The following is a 19,155-nucleotide window of genomic DNA, read 5'->3' as shown; positions in this document are numbered from 1 at the left end:
TAGGAGTATCAGGTATCCATACCTGATACTTAACGCTACTTAAATACCTTCAAAACCGATCCCCAGAACCAGCTTTCTTCTGCTTTCAGCATCGCCTCAAAGGTCTTATCAACATTCACAGCCAGTTTATTGATGTCAGTAATCGACTTTTTAAAAGTGGTATAGTTCGGATCCTTTTCATCACCCTCCACAGCCGATAGTTCACCGAGAATCTTCAGTACAGGCTCCAGCTCGCGTTTTTTACGTTCTTTGGCCACCTGACGGGAGATGTTCCACACATCTTTGTCCGCAAAGAAATATTCTTTCCGCTCGCCGGCTTTGTGTTGCTTTTCAATCAAACCCCAGCCAATTAAATCGCGAAGGGTCATATTGGCATTGCCCCTGGAAATACTCAAACTTTCCATAATGTCTTCAGTGGTAAGCGCCTCCGGAGAGATCAGCAGCAGAGCATGCACCTGTGCCATGGTGCGGTTGATTCCCCATTCGGAGCCCAGCTTTCCCCAGGCTTCTATAAATTTAAGTTTCGCTGCTGCTAATTCCATATCTAAAGATAACCCATAATTTTTATGTTTTCAAAAATTATTGAAAGTTTATCTATCTCAGATATTTCTGCTTAAAACACCTGATCTTCTCCTGTTGAAACTACCTGATGCTTTCCCGCTGAATCTGATTGGTCAGAGACTGCATTGATTCGCCGTTACTCAATTCTTGCAGCAATTTTTTCTGACTGGCATTAAAATAAACCGATAGCTCCACCACGGGTAGCGCCATTTTAGGCTCGAACATAGTACCGGCTGCAAAACCAGGCTCATTATTTTTTGCCCGGTCGCGGTCGAACTGAACCGTGGTATGCACATACTCTTCATGCTGTTTTTTGCCTTCCATATAAGGAAGCAACCATTCAACAGATTTCTTGATTGAGGCGCCTTTAGGCGATTCGTAGGTATAAAAGTTTGATCCCTTTGCCCGGTCGATAATGATGGCAAGCTTAAGCATGGGCTGCAGGTCGTAGATATGATAATGCATGGCATCACGCTCCTTAAAATCAAGGCTCGTTCCATCAGCATATAAGTTGATGTTGATGTGGCTTTTCAGGTTGTCAATGGTCCATTGAATCAGCTCCCGGCTATCTATGGCATAAGCGATCTCCCCGACAACTTTTAACCGGTGGGCATTCCAGTTATTGATGGCGGTAGCCCTTCCTGGTTTCATCCGCACACTGTTCACCTCTGCCCACGCCGTTTCAGCAAGCCATTTCGTAATCACCTCACTATCTTTGACTGCAAGATTATCTTTAATCAGGTCATAAGCCTCAACAGCCTTATCCACATTGGTATCATCAATCGGATTGCCATTCGGGCGGTTTATTTTTGCCCATGACAGCAGAAAAGAGGTGCTTTTATCCAGGTATTTTTGATCACCTGTTAACCGGTAGAGCAATGCAAGGGTATACATTTTATCCATATCCTTGAACCCCAGCCATGTTTTTATCTTTTTTGGATTTCCTTTTAACAAACCTTCAGTCCTGATGGTATCCAAAGGATTGGGTGCTTCATTCAGGTACTTCACCCCGTCCTGCTCAAACTGCGCATAGGTATTTTTAGCTGCTGCATCTTGTTTAATCCATGCTTTCAGCTTTTTAATTTCTTTTGCGTTCAAACTTACGGTCTGACTGTAAGCAACAAAATTGATTCCCGTAAAGAGGCAGATCAAAGCAAAAATTCTCATTATAAATGGCTTAAATTTGATTATACTATATACAAAACTAATTATTTATTCGACGTGCATTTAATTTATTCCTTTTTTATACCGCCCAAATTTTTATTTTTGACCTTCGTTTAAACTTAAACAAACCTTAATGAATAACTGGTTCAATAGAAATGGCATCCACCTTGCCATTATAGCGTTTTTTGTAGTCATTACTTTTGCCTACTTCAGTCCTGTGTTACAGGGGAAGGCACCTCAGCAGGGCGATGTTTTGCAGGCCAAAGCCATGCAGAAAGAAATTATGGATGTGAAGGAAGCCACTGGAAAAGGTCCGCTATGGACAAACCAGATGTTTGGCGGGATGCCGGCATACCAGATCTGGGTGCAGTATCCGCTTAACATTACCACCTATGGTATTGATGTAATTAAAGGTGTTTTTCCCGATCCGGTTGGAACGGTTTTAGTTTACCTCCTTGGCGCTTATTTATTGTTCTGCGTACTCCGGATTAACCCCTGGCTGGCTGCGGCAGGAGCCATTGCGTTTGCATTTACTTCCTATAACTTCATTATTATCGCCGCAGGTCACAGCAATAAAGCACTGGCGATCGGCTTTTTTGCGCCGATTCTGGCCGCTATTATCCTTACATTAAGAGGCCGTTATCTGGTTGGCGGAAGTTTACTCGCCTTGTTCATGGCACTGGAAATCCGTTCTAACCACATCCAGATGACCTATTATCTGTTCATCGCGTTATTCATCCTGGCCTGTATCGAACTTTACCATGCCATCAAAGCAAAACAGCTGGCCACATTTGGTAAGTCTATTGCCTATATCGTTGCAGGTCTTTTCCTTGCCGTTCTGGTAAATGCAGGTACCTTGTGGACAACCTATGAATATGGAAAAGAAACCATCCGTGGAAAGTCTAACTTAACCACTGATAAAGCTGAGCCTGCGAACGGTTTAGATAAAGATTATGCTTATCAATGGAGCCAGGGTGTTGGCGAAAGCTTCTCTTTTCTGATTCCCGATATTTATGGTGGTGCCAGCAGCATCGATGAAATGATCAAGCCGGAGAGCAATACCTATAAAGCGGTTGAGAAAAACCTTCAGGGAGTAGATCCTCGTCAGGCCATTGGTTATGTGGCGCAAAACTTCGGTACCAACCAGTACTGGGGAAACAAACCCGGTACGTCTGGTCCATACTACTTCGGTGCCATTATCTGTATGCTCTTTGTATTCGGATTATTCATTGTAAAGCACCGCTGGAAATGGTGGATTTTAGGAACCAGTATTTTACTGATGTTCCTTTCCTTCGGTTCAAACTTCCCGTTAATCTCCGATATCTTCTTCGATTACCTGCCCGGATACAATAAATTCCGTGCGGTTGAATCAATCCTGGCCGTTGTAGGGTTTCTCGTTCCTTTATTGGCTATTCTGGCAATTAAGGAAGCACAGGAAGGTCAGTACGATCAGAAATACCTGGTTAAGCGCCTGACCTGGTCGGCCGCCATTACCGGAGGTTTTGCACTTATCGTAGCCGTATTGCCCACCGCGTTTTTCAGTTTTACCCAGGCCAATCAGGCGCAGATATTAGATGCCCTGGCACAAACCTTACAAAATAACCGGGGTGCTGCTATCGAAATATTAAATGGCGTAGTGGCCGACCGTGTCGCTTTGGCGCGTGCCGATGCTTTGCGTACCTTATTGTTTATTGCCCTGGGCTTTGGTATCACCTGGGCATTCATCACCAAAAAAATGAACATGCAACTGGCCTTCGGACTACTGGCATTTTTCATCCTGGTAGATTTATGGCAGGTAGATCGCCGTTACTTAAACAATCAGAATTTCGTAAGCAAATCGGACCTGGCTAACCACTATCAGCCAAGAGATATCGATCCGCTGATCTCGGCAGATAAAGATCCTAACTTCAGGGTATTCGATTTATCACTGGGCGATCCGTTCAAAAGTGCTGAAACCTCTTACTTCCATAAGACAGTTGGTGGTTTTCATTCTGCCCGTTTAAAACGTTTTCAGGAACTGGTGGATAATCAGTTGACCAAAAGCATCAATCAGGATGTACTGGATATGTTGAATACCAAATACATCATTACTCAGGATCCTCAGAATGGTTCTTACAAAATGCAGCGTAACCAAACGGCTGCGGGTAATGCCTGGTTTGTACAAAGTGTGCAGTTTGCGAAGAATTCTGATGAGGAAATGAAAGCCATCAGCAGTTTCGACGCCAAAAAAGAAGCTATTGTAGATGAAAGTTATAAAAGCTTAATCGATACCAAACGTTTGGGTACAGGTGTGGAAGGTTTTATCAAGTTGACCACCTACACCCCAGATCATTTAACCTATGAGTATTCATCAGCAAAAGATGTGATCGCTGTGTTCTCAGAGATCTATTACAACAAAGGCTGGAAAATGTATATCGATGATAAGGAGAAGCCATATTTCAGGGCCGACTACGTTTTACGTGCCGCTCAACTGGAAGGTGGTAACCATAAACTGGAATTTATTTTCCATCCAACTTCATACTATGCAGGAGAAAAAATCTCGCTTGCCGGATCAATCTTATTGCTTGCCGGTTTAGGTTTCGGATTTTATTCAGAAAACAAAAAGAAGAAAAAGGCAGCCTAATTTTTGGCCTTAAATCCTTATTTTCATACGGAGTCCTGAGCAGAAGTGGCATATTCGACACCTCAGCTCAGGATTTTTTGTTTCATTAACCTTTATTGTTGTGCGTTAAAGTTCCGTTTGCCCGGCTTTCCACCTGTAATCTTTCTGCTCCTGGATGGTTATCCCTCCGCTCGCCGCTGTCTCCCTTCTCCATTGCACTTTCCAACCCCTTTAACTTTCCTGCTAAAAATTTAACAGTCCCGTAACATTTGTTTGATATTCAATGTCTTACTTTTGTATTGTTAAATCAGATGTTATGCTGGAATCCTTTTTCGCCATTTGTTTATTGATTGTTATCCTTTATTTCTTCAGTCCTTTTGAGGTAAAACTTGATGAGGAAGAAGAGTGGTAAACATCCCCGTTTTAAATTAAACTGCTTGTTGCAAGCGGTATCAAAATCTTTGCCCCTAAAAAATCCCGGTTATGAGTAAAAGAAATGTTGATGTAGTCGTAATTTCCGATGTGCATCTGGGCACCTATGGTTGCCACGCCAAAGAATTGCTAAAGTATCTCAAAAGCATTAAGCCCAAAACATTAATCCTCAACGGTGATATTATCGATATCTGGCAGTTTAGCAAAAGCTACTGGCCGGAGTCGCACATGAAAGTGATCCGCAAGCTGATGAAATTTGTTTCAGAAGGTGTGCAGGTACATTATTTGACAGGTAACCATGATGAAATGCTGCGCAAATTCGATGGCATGGAAATGGGCGGTTTCTACCTGCAAAATAAACTGATCCTCAACCTGGATGGCAAAAAGGGGTGGTTTTTCCATGGCGACGTGTTCGACGTGACCATGCAGCATTCTAAATGGCTGGCTAAAATGGGAGCGGTAGGCTATGATACCCTGATTCTGCTCAACAGTGTGGTCAATTGGGTACTCACCAAAGCCGGCCGCGAGAAGATGAGTTTTTCAAAAAAGATCAAGGCTAAGTTTAAAGATGCGGTTAAGTTTATCAATAGCTTTGAACAAACAGCAGCCGAACTGGCCATCGAAAAAGGCTACGATTACGTGGTTTGCGGACATATCCACCAGGCCGAAATGCGTGAGATTTCTACCGATGAGGGAAAAGTAACCTATCTTAACAGCGGCGACTGGGTAGAAAGTTTAACGGCACTGGAGTATCATGAAAAGCAATGGACGGTTTTTAAATACAATCATGCGGATTTTATTAGAGATGAAACAGAAGAGGGAATCCTGTCTGATGCCGATGATTTAAAAAGTAAACTGGATATAAATATTCTTTTACAGAATATAAAATATGAAATTGCCCAATAAATTTAGATATTGGAGCATCAAATGAAAATACTTTACGCAATTCAGGGTACAGGCAACGGGCATGTGAGCCGCGCACGGGAAATTATTCCATTACTTCAGCAGTATGGTGAACTTGACATCCTGGTAAGTGGCACCCAGGCCGATGTGAAATTGAGTCAGCCGATCAAATACCAGCTTCATGGTTTCAGCTTTATTTTTGGTAAAAAAGGTGGGGTAGATCATTTTAAAACCTGGCTGAACATGAACCTTTTCCGCTTCAGGAAAGACATGAAACAGCTTCCGCTTAAGGAGTACGACCTGATTGTTAACGATTTCGAACCCGTTAGTGCCTGGGCCTGTAAGTTGCAGGGGATCGATTGCGTATCGCTGAGTCACCAGGCCGCTTTTAAATCGAAGAAGGTTCCCCGCCCGCGTTCATTGGACTGGGGTAAACTGATCCTGAGCAGATATGCACCTACTAAATACCATATCGGCTTTCATTTCGATCGCTACGATACCTTTATCCATACGCCGGTTATTCGCTCCGAAATCAGGGCGTTGGAGAATAAAAACCTGGGGCATTATACCGTATATCTGCCGGCTATTGATGATAAAAGACTCGTTAAATTATTTATCCAGCTTCCTGAGGTGCAATGGCAGGTATTTTCCAAGCATACCAAAGTCGCCTATCAGCATGGAAACGTACTGGTAGAGCCCGTGAATAACGAAAAGTTCAATACCAGCCTCGCCACCTGCGAAGGTTTGTTTACCGGTGGCGGTTTTGAAGGCCCGTCTGAAGCCCTGTATCTGAAGAAAAAGTTACTGGTCGCGCCAATGCGTTTCCAGTTTGAGCAGCAATGCAATGCCTATGCATTGAAGCAGTTTGGCCTCCCGGTGATCTGGGGAAGTACCCGAAACTGGTTGCCGATTGTGAAAAACTGGGTAGCGCAACCTCAAAAACATGAATTCGATTTCCCGGATGAAACCGCGAAGATTATTGATGACATGGTGAAGAAGTATGCGAGAAAAGGTGAGAAGTGATACTTACTTGTCACTTTCAGCTTTTTATCTTTACTTTGCTTCCTCTTTAAAAAAGCATGATCAATCAGTTTAGAAAGCTCAACCCCATTAACATATTGCTGCTGTTTGCATATACAATTTTTATGCGAATAGCCATTTTTTATGAGGTGCCGCCACAGCTGAATTTTGACTTTCTGGAGCCCTTTGCCCGGCTGCTTATCAATATCAACCTCGACAACGCCTTTACCCCATCTACCAACATTGCCATTGCGTCTATGCTGGTTTTTATTCAGGCATTAATTTTCAATTATGTCGTAAACAACCACAACTTACTGGCAAAGCCCAGCTTTCTGCCGGCGCTAATGTTTGTTACCGGAACCAGTCTCTTCATGCCCTTTATGATTTTGAGCCCGGCACTGGTGAGCAATTTTCTGCTCATCTGGATCATTGATAAATTCCTGAAACTGGGGAAGAGTGCTAATTCCATCACTACGGTATTTGATATCGGAATGATCATCGGCTTGGGCACGCTGGTTTATTTCCCTTTCATGGTCATGATGGTGATGATTTTTCTGGCATTGCTGCTGTTCCGGGCGTTCAGCTGGCGCGAGTGGGTTGCCGGCGTGACCGGTTTTCTGACCGTCTTTTTCTTTCTGGCCGTTTTTTACTACTGGAATGATAACCTAAGCCTGTTTTATCAGATCTGGAAACCACTGGGCAATAAATTTCCATCCGTTTTCAAAATCAATTATAACGATTATCTGGTGCTGATCCCTGTGGCCATCATCATCATTCTGGCATCATTACAGCTTCGCGAAAACTTCTTCCGCAGTTTTATCAGTACCCGGAAAGCCTTCCAGCTCCTGTTCTTCATGTTCATCGTGGCGGCAGCCAGTTTCTACCTCAAGCCTGATTTCCGGACCTGGCATTTTTTACTGTGCGTACCACCGGGCGCAGTGCTGTTAGCCTATTATTTTTCTAATGCCAAAAAGCGCTGGTTTTACGAAACGCTGTTCCTGTTGTTCGTGCTTTCGGTGCAGTACTTTCTTTTTGTTTAACCTTTTTTAACAAAAAACCAGGACGAAACTTGAAGAAGATTGATAGCTTTGTGCCATGAAGTTTGGTTATGCTGTGTTTTTTCTAAATTTCTAATGATTTAATAATTAGCAGACAGGGATATTAAGTGCATAAATTAAGCATCGATATTGGGAATTCATCAGCGAAGGTTGCCATTTTTAAGCATCGCGAAGTGGTACACCATCAACGTTTAACTAAACTGGGTATTCTTGATCTGGCACAACTAATCGAGAAGTTCTCTCCTCAAAAATCAATCATTAGCAGTGTGAATCAGGACATTAAACCCCTGGAAGAGTATTTAAAAAAACACACACTTTACACGCGGTTTTCAACACAGCTTACCAACGGCGTAGAGAATAAATACCTTACACCGGCCACACTGGGATTAGACAGGTGGGCAGCTGTTTTAGCGGCCCATAGCTTGTATCCCAATTCGGCAAGTTTAGTTGTCGATGCCGGAACCTGCATTACCTACGATTTGCTGGGCAGCAGTAAAGCCTACTTCGGGGGGAGCATTAGTCCCGGTATTGCCATGCGCTTTAAAGCCATGCACGAATTTACCGGCAGGCTGCCTTTGGTAGAGTGGAGTGAAAGAGACCAGATTGAGGCCGGAACAGATACCGCTTCGGCCATGAAAAACGGGGTATTGCAAGGGGTAATAAATGAAATTGAAGGCTTTATCGCCCTAAATAATAGAAAAGAAAGTACTTTAAAGGTGATTTTAACAGGTGGCGACGCTAAATTTTTGTATAAGCAATTACAAAACAGCATCTTTGCCCCGCAAATTATTAATGATCCCTACTTAGTATTAAAAGGATTAAATGAAGCTATTGCAGATTAAAATGTACAGAAGAATAAATTATATTGCAGCCATACTCGTTTTAGTTTGTGGTTTAGGTGCTCATGCACAGGTTACCACATCATCACCATATTCAAGATATGGATTAGGAAATATCAAAGGTTCATTGCTTCCCCAGTTAAGGGCAATGGGCGGAATTTCTACTGCAGTAAATAAGGTAAGTGGTTTTAACTACATCAATATGCAAAACCCGTCATCCTATGCGGGCATTACCTTAACCACCATCGATATCGGTATGAATGCCAGTCTTACTAACTTGCAAAAAGGCAGTCTGAGTGAGAACAGCTTTAACTCTACATTTAGTCACCTGGCATTTGCTACACCGGTAAGCAGGCACTCGGCCATCAGTTTTGGTATCCTGCCATACTCTGATCTGGGTTACTCTTACCGCAACAGAACCAAGGTTGATACTTCCACTGTAGATCAGATTTACGAAGGCGAAGGTGGTTTATCTAAAGCTTACTTCGGTTACGGTCACCGCATTGGCGATCACTTCAGGATCGGTGCAAACATCGAGTATATCTTCGGTAACCTGCAAACCACCAGGGCTACAGAATACCCTTACGATGCCACTTCCGTATATGCTAAATTGCAAAATAAAAACAGCGTGGGCGGTATCAACTATTCATACGGACTTCAATACGATTTCAATGTAGGTAAAAAGACCCTCGTTACTTTAGGTTATTCAGGAAGCTACAAAGGTAAAATCAATACCACCCAGAATTTCTATGCTACCCGTTACCTGAGAGATGCGAGCGGAAACGAGCAAACGGCAATTGATACCCTGAGCAGCGTGGATAAAGGATCATCAAACATCACTTTACCATTAACACATAACTTTGGTATTTCCATTCAGCAAAATGATAAATGGATGGTGGGTGCCGATTTCAGAATGAGCAAATGGTCAGCCACTTCTATTAATGGTACAAACCAAGGCTTACAAAACAGCTGGGGTGCATCTCTAGGTGGACAATTTACGCCTGATGCCTATTCATACAACAACTACATGAAAAGGGTAGATTACCGTTTAGGGGTTTCTTACGATAAAACATATATTCAAATCAACAATCAGGATATTAAGCAAATGGGTGCTTCATTGGGTTTTGGTTTCCCATTGCCATCAGCAAACGGGGGTACTGCTTTTTATAAAATCAACTTCACTACAGAAGTTGGTCAACGCGGTACTTTAAACAATAACCTGGTTAAAGAACAATACATCAATTTCCATTTAGGTTTTACACTTAACGATACCTGGTTCCGCAGATACAGGGTAGATTAATGATCAGAAAGGCTTTTTTATATGGTTTAATCTTTGCCCTGCCTTTATTTCTGGCATCGTGTGGAGATGATGATTTAAAAAAAGCCGATGCTGTTGCTTCTTCCAAAAAAGTTAATGTTGCGCGCGACAGGACCCTGGGTGTTGATATCATTTACAGTGATTCGGCAAGGGTAAAAGCGCAGGGCTACGCACCCGTACTTGATAAGGTAACTCCGGCCAACGCAGCGATTTACCAGGAAATGCCCAAAGGCGTAAAGATCGACTTCTATAACGAGAACGGCCAGATTGATGGTAACCTCGTATGCGACTACGCCATCCGTAAAGATCAGGAACTCAAAACCGAATTCCGTAAAAACGTAGTGGTGAAGAGCGCCAAAGGCGATACCTTCTCTTCAGAAGAACTCATCTGGGACGAGCAGAAAAAAATCTTTTATTCCAATCAAAGGGTATTTGTAAAGGGCGTTGATGGGAATGTCGGTAACGGCATCAACTTCAAAGCGCCCCAGGATTTTAGTACCTATGAAATGGAAACAGGTAGCGGGGAGCTGAACATGAAAGAAGGCGTGGCGCCTTAGTCCGAATCCAGTTCTGATACCTGATACTCCTGAAAACTAAGCTCTTGATAAATAAAATTTTGTATTTTCTTTTTTAAGGCAAATTTGTATCTTGCGCCCTCTTAAAAAAACTAAATAAATTTATACAGTACAATATGGGATTAATGACATTTTTGCGTAACCGTGCAGGCTATATCCTGGTCTTTGCGATAGGTTTTGCAATTGTTGCATTTTTAGTAGGCGATGCAATTAACGTAGGTAAGCCTTTCTGGTCGGCAAATCAGAAAGTTGTGGGGTCTATCGATGGCAACGATATCAGTATCGATGACTTCGGACCGAAAGTAGATCAGGGTGTTAACCAGATGAAACAACAGTATGGCGGTAGTGCGAATGCACAAATGACTGCTATGGCTGTAGATCAGGCCTGGAATGCTGAATTGGGTAAAGTATTGTTAACAAAAGAATACGAGCGTTTAGGATTAACTGTTTCTGAAGATGAATTACTTGATTTATTGCAAGGTTCAAACCCAAGCCCTTTAATCAAACAATATTTCTCTAACCCTCAAACCGGACAGATTGATCGCGTTACGCTGATGAACTTCTTAAAATCAAAAGAAGCACAAGCGATACAGCAATCGAATATGTTACAACAAGAGGTAACCAACCAGGCTTTGCAAACCAAATACAGCAACCTGATTAAAAACTCTGTGTATGTAACTTCATTAGAAGCTACCGATGAGTACAACAACCGCAACAAACTGGCTAACTTCAAATATGTAAGCCTTGATTATACTTCTATTCCTGATGCTTCTGTAAAACTAACAGATGCAGATTACAGTGAGTATTACGATCAGAACAAAGCACGTTTCAATAATCCAACTGAAACACGCGCTTTTGAATATGTTGCTTTCAGCATCAACCCAACCAAAGAAGATTCACTGGCTGCAAAAGCACAGGTAGATAAATTGGCTGCAGATTTCCAGGTAGCTAAAAACGATTCACTGTTCGCAGCCATCAACTCTGATGTTAAGGTTCCTTTCACTTACCTTTCAAAAGGTAAACTGGGCGATCCGGCATTAGATTCAGCAGTATTCAATTTACCTGCAGGCAGTTTCTACGGTCCGAAATTATCAGGTAACTCTTATAAAATTGTTAAAGTGGTTCAAACCCGTTTCTCTCCTGATTCGGTTAAAGCGAGCCATATTTTATTAGATGCAGCTAAATTAGGCGGCGAAGATAAAGCCATCAAACTGGCTGATTCATTAAAAGGCTTAATCGCTAAAGGCGGTAACTTTGCTGAACTGGCAAAACAATACAGTGTAGATGGTTCTAAAGATAAAGGTGGTGAGCTGGGTACTTTTGCCCGTGGCGCTATGGTTCCTGAATTTGAGAATGCTGCTTTTGATGGCCAGGTTGGCGATGTTAAAGTGGTAAAATCTCAGTTTGGTGTACACATCCTTAAAATCGAAAAACAAATTGGTTCTTCTAAAGTAGCTAAGCTGGCTTACGTTGAGAAAGCACTTACTGCAAGCAGCAAAACCAAAGATGCCGCTTATAAAGCAGCAAGTAACTTCTTAAACGATGTTAAAGGAAGTGATTTTGCTAAAGTAGCAGCTAGCAAGAAATTAAAAGTGGCTTTGGCCGACCGCGTTACCGCTACTCAGGGTTTCGCTGCAGGTTTAGATAACCCACGTAAATTAATCCAGGATGCATATGCAGCAGATAAAGGTGAAGTATTGCCTGAAATCTACAGCATGAGCGATTCTTATGTAGTGGCGCACTTAACAGGTGTGAGTCCGAAAGGCACTTTATCATTGGCTGATGTGAAAAACGATATCAAACCGATGGTGCTCAACAATGTAAAAGCTAAAACTTTAAAAGAGAAATTAGCTGCTGCCGGAAAAGGAAACTTAGATCAGATTGCAGCGAAAGTTGCGCGTCAGGTAAGTCCGGTATCGAACATTGTATTTGCTAACCCGGTAATTCCAGGTGTGGCACAAGAAAATGCATTGGTAGGTAGCGTATTCGGTTCTCAGCCAGGCAAAGTATCTGCACCGGTACAAGGCGAGCGTGGTGTATATGTGTTCTCGGTAGATGGATTTACTAATCCTGCACCAATTGCCAACATGTACAAACAAAAAGAAGGGATGTTGTTAAGCTTAGGTCAGCGTTCATTGGGCGCAGCTTTCCAGGCTTTACAGGATAATGCCAAGATAAAAGACAATCGTGTGAAATTCTATTAAACAGAAAATACGTAATTTTGTAACCGTTCCGAGGATCTTCGGAACGGTTTTTTTTATTTACAGGCCATGGACATTCAGGAAAACATCATCAACAAAGTAGCTAACAGTGGTTTAATCACCTTAAACCTCGAAGACTTTTATCACAAAGGCGAGCGTGTACTGTACGATATCAAGGATAATCTTTTCCATGGTTTAATGCTGCGCGAAAAGGATTTCCGCGAGTTCATCAAAACCCACGACTGGAGCCAGTACCAGGATAAAAATGTTGCCATCTTCTGCTCAGCCGATGCTATCGTACCTACCTGGGCCTATATGCTGCTGGCCAATAAAATGAAGCCTTATGCCCATGAAGTGGTATTCGGCACGCTTGATACCCTCGAAGCTGTTCTGGCCACCAAAGCCTTATCTAAAATCGATCCTCAGGCCTATGCCAACGAGAGGGTAGTGGTAAAAGGTTGTGGCGATATCGATGTACCTGTATCTGCTTATGTAGAGATCACCAATCTGCTTACACCAGTCGTAAAGAGCATCATGTTCGGGGAGCCATGCTCTACGGTGCCGGTCTTCAAAAGGAAGGATTAGCCTGAGTTTGTTCATGCTGTTTGGAATTTGGTTTACTTTTTGCATATCTTCATGCAAACACACACGCAAATGAAACCAATACTATTCATCTTCACCGGGGTGCTTCTTAGCCTGACGAGTCTGGCGCAGGAGCTCCCCATCAAAAAGGAACCTGTATTTCAGGAAGGGGAGGTACTCAAGTACAAACTCCGCTACGGCTTCATCACCGCGGCCGAGGGTACGCTGAAAGTGACCAACTCCGATCTGAAGTTCGACGGCAGGCCTACCTATAAACTCACGGTAGATGCCGAAACCTCCGGTACCTTTGATGTCTTTTATAAAATCAGGGACCATTACGATTCCTATATCGATAGAACCGATTTGTTGCCCTACTTTTACCAGGAGAACATCCGTGAAGCCAGCTATAAACGCCAGGATAAGGCACGCTTTAATCAGGACGGCAAAAAGGTAGTCTCCAACCGGGGCACCTTTACCACCCCAACCACGCAGACCTTTGATCTGGTATCGGCCTATTATTTTGCCCGCAGTCTGGACATCAGCAAGCTCAAAGTAGGCGACAAGTTTAAGCTGAACTATTTCCTGCAGGATGAAATCTCCGCGCTCGAAGTGGAATATGCTGGTAAAGAAACCGTTAAAAGTAAGCTGGGAAACATCAGGTGTTTAAAATTTAGTCCATCTATTAAGCCTGGACGTATTTTTAAAAAGGATAGTCGTTTGTATCTTTGGGTCACCGATGATGGGAACCGTGTGCCGGTAAAAGCGCAGGTCGAAATCCTGGTGGGTGCGGTTACAATGGAGTTGAAATCGGCCGATGGGCTTAAATATGCTTTAGCAAAAGAATAATGATGATAGAAGTGGAACAGGTGCTGGTGCACGAAGACGTTTTAAAAGAAAACTTTGTATGTAATTTAAGCAAGTGCAAAGGCATTTGCTGTGTGGAGGGCGATTCAGGTGCACCATTAGATCATGATGAAACCGCGATACTGGAAGAAATCTATCCGAAAATCAAACACCTGCTCAACGAAAAAGGCATCAAAGCCATCGAAGAACAAGGGACTTATGTGGTGGATGAAGACGGCGACTTAACTACGCCTTGTGTAGATAAAAACAAAGAGTGTGCTTATGTTTTATTTGAAGGTGGCATTACTAAATGTGCCATTGAGAAAGCTTACGAGCAAGGCATTGTAGACTGGCAAAAACCAATGTCCTGCCATTTATACCCGATCCGCATTACCAAATATCCGGAATTTGATGTGCTGAACTACGACAGGTGGCACATCTGCCATGATGCCTGTACTTTCGGCCGCGAGCTAAAGGTACCGGTATACAGCTTTTTGAAAGGACCGCTCATCCGTAAGTATGGCGAAGCCTGGTACCAGGAACTGGAGAGTTCGGTTGCCGCGATGTAGATACTTTATTGTTTACTCTATTCATTTTACCTGTTAATTGAGCCTTTTCAGTTCTTAATCTGGCGAAATAGGGCTATTCGACCATCTATCCAGCCAAAAACATTGACTTTTAGCATTATCTGTGTTAATTTAGCCACCTGAAACTCAAATAATAAAGTGAAAAAAATTCTCATAACAGGTGGTGCAGGCTTTATTGGCTCTCACGTCGTTCGTCGTTTTGTAAACAACTACCCGCAATACGAAATTGTTAATTTAGATGCGCTTACCTATGCCGGTAACCTCGCCAACTTAACCGATATCGAAAATAAACCAAACTACCGTTTTGTTAAAGAAGATATCACTGATGCCAGTGCCATTTTCGAATTATTCAAAAACGAAAACTTTGATGCAGTCATTCACCTCGCTGCCGAAAGTCATGTAGACCGTTCTATTGCAGATCCTACTGCTTTCGTAATGACCAACGTGATTGGTACGGTAAACTTATTAAATGCAGCACGTGAGTCGTGGAAAGGTGCTTACGACCAGAAACGTTTCTACCATGTGAGTACGGATGAGGTATATGGCGCACTGGGTGAAGAGGGCATGTTCACGGAAACTACTGCTTATAATCCACATAGTCCGTATTCCGCCTCCAAAGCCAGCTCCGATCACTTTGTAAGGGCATACCATGATACTTATGGTATGGACTGTGTGATTTCAAACTGTTCAAACAACTATGGTTCACATCACTTTCCTGAAAAGCTGATCCCTTTAGCCATTAACAATATTAAAAATAACAAACCAGTACCGGTTTACGGTAAAGGTGAAAACGTACGCGACTGGCTATGGGTAGAAGACCATGCACGTGCCATCGACGTGATTTTCCACAATTCTAAAACTGGCGATACCTATAATATCGGCGGACACAACGAGTGGAAAAATATCGACCTGATCAATTTGCTATGCACCATCATGGACCAGAAACTGGGCCGTGAAGCTGGCGAATCCGCTAAGCTGATTACTTATGTAACCGACAGGGCCGGACATGATTTGCGTTATGCTATCGATTCGAGCAAATTGCAAAATCAGTTAGACTGGGTACCCAGCTTACAGTTCGAAGAAGGTTTAGCGAAAACGGTAGACTGGTATTTACAAAACGAAGACTGGTTAAACAACGTAACTTCAGGAAACTATCAATCTTACTACGAGCAACAGTACAGCGCTAAATAATGGAAATTACTGAAACAGGAATAAAAGACTGTCTGATTTTAAAGCCAAGGGTTTTTGATGATGCACGTGGTTATTTTTTCGAAAGCTTTAATCAACAAACGTTTGAAGATAAAACGGGGCTTTCCGGTGCCTTTGTACAAGACAATCAATCTTATTCATCTTACGGTGTCATCCGTGGTTTACATGCCCAAACCGGTGCTTTTGCACAAGCCAAACTGGTGCGTGTAACCAAAGGAGAAGTATTGGATGTAGCGGTTGATGTTCGTCCGGGTTCTCCGACTTACGGACAGCATGTGGCCGTACGTTTGAGTGCCGAAAACAAATTGCAGTTGTATATCCCTCGTGGATTTGTTCATGGCTTTTCCGTATTAAGTGAAACTGTGGAGTTCCTTTACAAATGCGACAACTTTTACAATAAAGCTTCAGAGACCGGTGTCATTTATAATGATAGGGATTTGAATATAGACTGGCTGATTCCAGCCGGAATGGAGTCGATCTCCGAAAAAGACATGCTTTTAAAACCATTTGCTGAATTACAACATGGGTAAAATATTAGTGATTGGTGCCGGCGGGCAATTGGGCCAATGTTTAAAAACCGTTGCCGAACGCAGAGGCATTAGCGAAATGATATTTCCTGCTGAAGCAGATGCCAATATCCTGGATCAGGAAGCCTTAAACAGCCTGCTTGAAAAAGAGAAACCAGCTTTCGTCATCAATTGTGCCGCTTATACCGCCGTAGATAAAGCAGAAGATGAAGTGGAACTGGCCAAAGCAGTGAATGAAACCGGTGCCGCTAATCTGGCCCTGGCTTGTGCTGCGCATCAGTCTACTTTAGTGCACATTTCCACTGACTTCGTGTTTGCCGGAAATGAGGTCAAGCTATTGAAGGAAGATGACGAAGCACTGCCAGTTAGTGTATACGGACAAACCAAACTGGATGGCGAAAAAGCGGTGATGGCCTTATTGCCGCAGCATTTCATTTTACGTACCAGCTGGCTGTATTCAGAATACGCCAACAACTTCGTAAAAACGATGCTAAAGCTCGGTGCCGAGCGTGATGAATTGAACATCATTGCTGATCAGGTGGGTACACCCACTTATGCCATCGACCTGGCTAATGCCATTTTCGATATCATTGCTTCCGGTTCAACCGCTTACGGTTTGTACCATTACAGCAACGAGGGGGTAACCAGCTGGTTTGATTTTGCAAAAGCCATCTTTGATATCAGCAACACACAGGTAAAAGCCAATCCCATTCCCGGTTCGGCTTACCCTACTAAAGCCACACGCCCTCCTTTTTCGGTAATGGATAAAAGCAAAATCAAAAGTACTTTTAATATCAGCATTCCATACTGGAGAGATAGCCTTGTGGCTTGTATCGATAAACTTTCTTAAATTTTACATCTAGTGTCTCAAATCTAATTTCCATATATGAAAGGTATAATCTTAGCTGGCGGTAGCGGTACGCGCCTGCATCCACTCACCCTTGCCTGCAGCAAGCAAATGATGCCGGTTTACGATAAACCGATGATCTACTATCCACTGTCTACTTTAATGCTTGCGGGTATTAAAGAGATTCTGATTATTTCTACGCCCCATGATCTGCCTAACTTCGAAAAGTTACTGGGAGATGGTGCATCGCTGGGCTGTAAATTCAGCTATGCGGTACAAGCAGAACCCAACGGACTGGCACAAGCCTTTGTGATCGGTGCTGATTTCATCGGAACGGATAAAGTAGCTTTGGTATTGGGCGATAACATTTTCTACGGAGATGGGATGTCGAAATTATTGCAGGAAAGTGCTGATCCGGAAGGCGGCGTGGTATTTGCCTATCAGGTAGCTGATCCGGAGCGTTATGGAGTAGTGGAGTTTGATGAAAACAAACAAGCGATTTCCATAGAAGAGAAACCGGAGCAACCTAAATCAGATTATGCTGTTCCGGGATTATATTTCTACGACAATGAAGTGGTTGAAATTGCCAAAAATGTGAAACCTTCCCCTCGTGGCGAATATGAAATTACCGATGTGAACCGTGTGTATCTGGAACGTGGTAAACTGAAGGTTGGTGTGCTGAGCCGTGGCACGGCCTGGTTGGATACCGGAACCTTCGCCTCCTTGATGCAGGCTGGGGAGTTTGTGCGCATCATTGAAGAGCGCCAGGGCTTAAAAATCGGCTGCATCGAAGAGGTTGCCTACCGCATGGGTTTTATCGATGCGGAACAACTTAAAGCAATTGCTACACCGTTGCTTAAGAGTGGTTATGGTGCCTATATCTTAAAGCAAATTAAATAGCATAAAAAAATCCCGAATCATTCGGGATTTTTTGTTTTTTATTATGCTTAGTATCTGCTTTCGAAATCCTGATAAGCCAGGGCAATGCCTTCGCGCAGGTCTATTTTATGTTTCCAGCCTAACGCATGCAATTTGCTTACATCCATCAGTTTTCTTGGCGTTCCATCCGGTTTGCTGGCATCAAATACCAGTTCGCCTTCATAACCCAATACATCCTTGATGAGTAAAGCCAGGTCTTTAATCGTCAGGTCCTCTCCGGTACCAATATTAATTAGGTTGGGCTCGTTGTAATTTTCCATTAAGAAATAGCAAGCTTCTGCCAAATCATCGGCAAAGAGGAATTCCCGCATCGGCGATCCTGAACCCCAAACCACAATTTCTTTTTGGTTATTTAACTTGGCTTCATGTACTTTTCGAATTAGTGCTGGAAGTACGTGCGAATTTTCCGGGTGGTAATTATCATTGGTGCCGTATAGGTTGCTTGGCATTACTGAAATGAAGTTACAGCCGTATTGGTCGCGGTATGCATCACACATTTTAATACCTGCAATTTTCGCAATGGCATATGCCTCATTGGTGCTTTCTAAAGAGCCGGTTAATAGATATTCTTCTTTCAAGGGTTGAGGCGCCATTTTAGGATAGATACAGCTGGATCCTAAAAACATCAATTTTTCAACATTGTGAACGAAGGAGCTGTGGATCACATTACTTTGAATAGCCAGATTTTCAAATAAGAAGTCAGCTCTGTATATGTCGTTGGCAATAATACCGCCTACCTTTGCCGCAGCCAGAAATACATACTCTGGTTTTTCTTTTGTGAAGAAATCCTCAACAGCCTGTTGATTACGTAAGTCTAGTTCAGAAGAACTTCTTGTGATCAAATTAGTATAGCCTTCTCTCTGTAACTTTCTGCAAATAGCCGAGCCAACCATACCTCTATGTCCGGCAACGTAAATTTTGGCGCTTTTTTCCAATGTTATATTTTTA

At 42.9% G+C, this 19,155-nt stretch carries 18 protein-coding genes; 15 read left to right on the top strand and 3 right to left on the bottom strand.

Annotated features, from left to right (window positions below):
* Positions 1-35 precede the first annotated feature (35 nt).
* Both AB669_RS18540 and AB669_RS18535 read right to left on the bottom strand, forming a co-directional pair.
* A complete protein-coding gene (locus AB669_RS18540; RefSeq protein ID WP_047800856.1) occupies positions 36-542 on the bottom strand; it encodes a GbsR/MarR family transcriptional regulator in 507 nt (168 codons plus the stop codon).
* A gap of 100 nt (positions 543-642) precedes the next feature.
* Positions 643-1,728, bottom strand: a complete 1,086-nt coding sequence (locus AB669_RS18535; protein ID WP_047800855.1) for an alginate lyase family protein — start codon at positions 1,726-1,728, stop codon at positions 643-645.
* Between the two features lie 130 nt (positions 1,729-1,858).
* Here AB669_RS18535 and AB669_RS18530 point away from each other — a divergent pair, with 130 nt between their 5' ends.
* The 15 genes from AB669_RS18530 (at position 1,859) to rfbA (ending at position 18,168) form a co-directional block, all read left to right on the top strand.
* The gene (locus tag AB669_RS18530; RefSeq protein WP_047800854.1) at positions 1,859-4,348 is read left to right on the top strand and encodes a YfhO family protein; all 2,490 of its coding nucleotides are present in this window, start codon (positions 1,859-1,861) and stop codon (positions 4,346-4,348) included.
* Positions 4,349-4,810: 462 nt separating this feature from the next.
* Positions 4,811-5,665: a UDP-2,3-diacylglucosamine diphosphatase gene (locus tag AB669_RS18525; protein WP_047800853.1), complete on the top strand. Its 855-nt coding sequence runs from the start codon at positions 4,811-4,813 to the stop codon at positions 5,663-5,665.
* Positions 5,666-5,686: 21 nt separating this feature from the next.
* Positions 5,687-6,685 carry a glycosyltransferase family protein gene (locus AB669_RS18520; RefSeq protein WP_047800852.1) on the top strand — a complete coding sequence of 333 codons (999 nt, stop codon included), beginning with the start codon at positions 5,687-5,689 and terminating at the stop codon, positions 6,683-6,685.
* Positions 6,686-6,807: 122 nt separating this feature from the next.
* Positions 6,808-7,722 (top strand): DUF6427 family protein, encoded by a 915-nt coding sequence (locus tag AB669_RS18515; RefSeq protein ID WP_231582715.1) that lies wholly within the window; start codon positions 6,808-6,810, stop codon positions 7,720-7,722.
* Positions 7,723-7,847: 125 nt separating this feature from the next.
* Complete coding sequence (locus AB669_RS18510; RefSeq protein WP_047800850.1) at positions 7,848-8,582, top strand: type III pantothenate kinase; 735 nt, start codon at positions 7,848-7,850, stop codon at positions 8,580-8,582.
* Positions 8,563-9,879 (top strand): membrane protein, encoded by a 1,317-nt coding sequence (locus tag AB669_RS18505; protein WP_047800849.1) that lies wholly within the window; start codon positions 8,563-8,565, stop codon positions 9,877-9,879. Before AB669_RS18510 ends, AB669_RS18505 begins: the two co-directional genes overlap by 20 nt.
* Positions 9,879-10,454, top strand: coding sequence for a hypothetical protein (locus tag AB669_RS18500; RefSeq protein WP_047800848.1), 576 nt, complete (start codon positions 9,879-9,881; stop codon positions 10,452-10,454). Before AB669_RS18505 ends, AB669_RS18500 begins: the two co-directional genes overlap by 1 nt.
* A gap of 134 nt (positions 10,455-10,588) precedes the next feature.
* On the top strand, positions 10,589-12,676 hold the full coding sequence (locus AB669_RS18495) for a SurA N-terminal domain-containing protein (protein WP_047800847.1): 2,088 nt from the start codon (positions 10,589-10,591) through the stop codon (positions 12,674-12,676).
* Between the two features lie 66 nt (positions 12,677-12,742).
* Positions 12,743-13,258 (top strand): DUF2480 family protein, encoded by a 516-nt coding sequence (locus tag AB669_RS18490; protein WP_047800846.1) that lies wholly within the window; start codon positions 12,743-12,745, stop codon positions 13,256-13,258.
* Positions 13,259-13,327: 69 nt separating this feature from the next.
* Positions 13,328-14,101 (top strand): DUF3108 domain-containing protein, encoded by a 774-nt coding sequence (locus tag AB669_RS18485; protein ID WP_047800845.1) that lies wholly within the window; start codon positions 13,328-13,330, stop codon positions 14,099-14,101.
* 2 nt (positions 14,102-14,103) lie between these two features.
* On the top strand, positions 14,104-14,667 hold the full coding sequence (locus tag AB669_RS18480) for a DUF3109 family protein (protein WP_047800944.1): 564 nt from the start codon (positions 14,104-14,106) through the stop codon (positions 14,665-14,667).
* A 156-nt stretch (positions 14,668-14,823) separates the two neighbouring features.
* Entirely contained in the window at positions 14,824-15,876 is a 1,053-nt protein-coding gene (gene rfbB / locus AB669_RS18475; RefSeq protein WP_047800844.1) for a dTDP-glucose 4,6-dehydratase, read from the top strand.
* Positions 15,876-16,424 carry a dTDP-4-dehydrorhamnose 3,5-epimerase gene (gene rfbC / locus AB669_RS18470; RefSeq protein WP_047800843.1) on the top strand — a complete coding sequence of 183 codons (549 nt, stop codon included), beginning with the start codon at positions 15,876-15,878 and terminating at the stop codon, positions 16,422-16,424. Before rfbB ends, rfbC begins: the two co-directional genes overlap by 1 nt.
* Positions 16,417-17,271, top strand: a complete 855-nt coding sequence (rfbD, locus tag AB669_RS18465; RefSeq protein WP_047800842.1) for a dTDP-4-dehydrorhamnose reductase — start codon at positions 16,417-16,419, stop codon at positions 17,269-17,271. The genes rfbC and rfbD overlap by 8 nt, the downstream gene beginning before the upstream one ends.
* 36 nt (positions 17,272-17,307) lie before the next feature.
* Positions 17,308-18,168, top strand: coding sequence for a glucose-1-phosphate thymidylyltransferase RfbA (rfbA, locus tag AB669_RS18460; protein ID WP_047800841.1), 861 nt, complete (start codon positions 17,308-17,310; stop codon positions 18,166-18,168).
* A gap of 47 nt (positions 18,169-18,215) precedes the next feature.
* On the opposite strand, the gene AB669_RS18455 is transcribed toward rfbA, so the two are convergent.
* On the bottom strand, positions 18,216-19,142 hold the full coding sequence (locus AB669_RS18455) for a GDP-L-fucose synthase (protein ID WP_047800840.1): 927 nt from the start codon (positions 19,140-19,142) through the stop codon (positions 18,216-18,218).
* Positions 19,143-19,155 lie beyond the last annotated feature (13 nt).

This window comes from Pedobacter sp. BMA, assembly GCF_001027745.1.
Classification (GTDB): Bacteria; Bacteroidota; Bacteroidia; order Sphingobacteriales; family Sphingobacteriaceae; genus Pedobacter.
Note: the sequence above shows the minus strand (reverse complement) of the source record. Positions and strands in the feature narration are given on the sequence as shown.